Raw genomic sequence first — 1703 nt, 5'->3', positions numbered from 1 at the left:
TGATTGGACTACACCTATAACGGCGGAGGAGCGCTCCCCCCGCCCGGCCCCGGTCGCGGCCACACCCCCACGTCAACAGGAGGTGCTCTCCCATGGGCACGCAATCCCCCGCACGTTCGCGACGACGACGGAGGCCGAAGGCGCTCATAGCCGGTGTCGGCGCCCTGTTGTTGGCCGCCGGCACGGTCACCACGGCACTCGGTTCCACCGGGGCGCAGGCCGCGATCCCCCCGGCGCAGGACGGCTGGGAGCTGGTCTGGGGCGATGACTTCGAGGGTCCCGCGGGCGCCCCGCCCTCCGCGGAGAACTGGCAGATCGACATCGGCCACTCCTACCCCGGCGGACCCGACAACTGGGGCACGGGGGAGATCCAGTACTACACGGACTCCCCCGACAACATCGCCCTGGACGGCAACGGCAACCTGCGGATCACCGCGCTGCGCGAGGGCTCCGGCCGCTGGACCTCGGCCCGCATCGAGACCCACCGCGCCGACTTCAAGGCTCCCGAGGGCGGGACGCTGCGCATCGAGGGCCGGATGCGACTGCCGAACGTCACCGGGGAGGCCGCGCTGGGCTACTGGCCGGCGTTCTGGGCGCTCGGCTCCCCCTACCGGGGCAACTACTGGAACTGGCCCGGCATCGGCGAGTTCGACATCATGGAGAACGTCAACGGCCTCAACACCGTTTGGGGCGTGCTGCACTGCGGCACGGCGCCCGGCGGGCCGTGCGACGAGTTCAACGGTCTGGGGAACAGTCGGCCCTGCCCCGGCGCCACCTGTCAGGAGGCCTTCCACACCTACGGGTTCGAGTGGGACCGCTCCGTCACCCCCAACGAGTTCCGCTGGTACGTGGACGGCGAGCGGTACCACCGGGTGCACCAGGGCATGTTCGACGCCACGACGTGGGCGAACATGACCGAGCACGCGGGCTACTTCCTGCTGCTGAACCTGGCCATGGGCGGTGCCTTCCCCGACGGGGTCGCGGGCTTCCCCACCCCGGTGCCGGCCACCCAACCCGGCCATTCGCTGCTCGTCGACCACGTCGCGGTCTGGACCCGTGGCGGAAACGGCTCCGGTGGTGACGACGGCGGTACCTCGCAGGGCTCCGGCGATCCCGGGGAGCCGGGGCAGCCCGGCAACCCCTCCGTGCTCCACCTGCGGGGCGGCGGCGGTCTCGGTGCCGCTCAGTCCGGCGCGTCCTCGGCGACGCTCCCCTCGGCCGACGGCGCCAACCACGACGGCTCACCGCACCGGCCGCAGACCTTCCTCGCGGAGGGCGTGAACGCCCGGTACACCGGCGGCGACACCCGCTTCGAACTCTTCGTGGACGCGGGCACCACCGTCGCCAACGGCCAACAGGTGCGGATCTCCTACGACCACACCGGCAACGGCACCTGGGACCGCACGGAGACCTACCGCTACTTCGCCACCGATCCGGAACCCGGATGGGAGCGGTACACCGAGAGCCGGGGTCTGGCCTCCTCCGCCGGTTCCCACTCCGATCTGGTGAACGGCCGGGTCCGGGTGGAGATCTGGAACGCCATCGGCAACGGCCCGAGCACGGTGGGGATCGGCAACCTGTCGACGGTGACGATCCCCCACGGCTGACGGCCGGCGGCCGGGGTGGGAGCGGGTTCCCGGGCCGGGTCTCCCGGGCGTCCGCCCCGGCACCGACGGGCGGCGCCGGCACTCCCCGTGGAGGGG

1 protein-coding gene is annotated in these 1703 nt (G+C 72.2%); it reads left to right on the top strand.

Going from position 1 to position 1703, the window contains the following annotated elements:
• Positions 1 to 92: 92 nt before the first annotated feature.
• Entirely contained in the window at positions 93 to 1607 is a 1515-nt protein-coding gene (locus tag FNQ90_RS22190) for a glycoside hydrolase family 16 protein (RefSeq protein WP_228471488.1), read from the top strand.
• Positions 1608 to 1703 lie beyond the last annotated feature (96 nt).

The organism is Streptomyces alkaliphilus (assembly GCF_014141535.1).
Taxonomy (GTDB): Bacteria; Actinomycetota; Actinomycetes; order Streptomycetales; family Streptomycetaceae; genus Streptomyces; species Streptomyces alkaliphilus.
This window is presented reverse-complemented; position numbering and strand designations above follow the sequence as displayed.

Bases quoted from the DNA above. Each gene is read 5' to 3' on its own strand.
- FNQ90_RS22190 (WP_228471488.1), top strand. From the start codon at position 93: ATGGGCACGCAATCCCCCGCACGTTCGCGACGACGACGGAGGCCGAAG.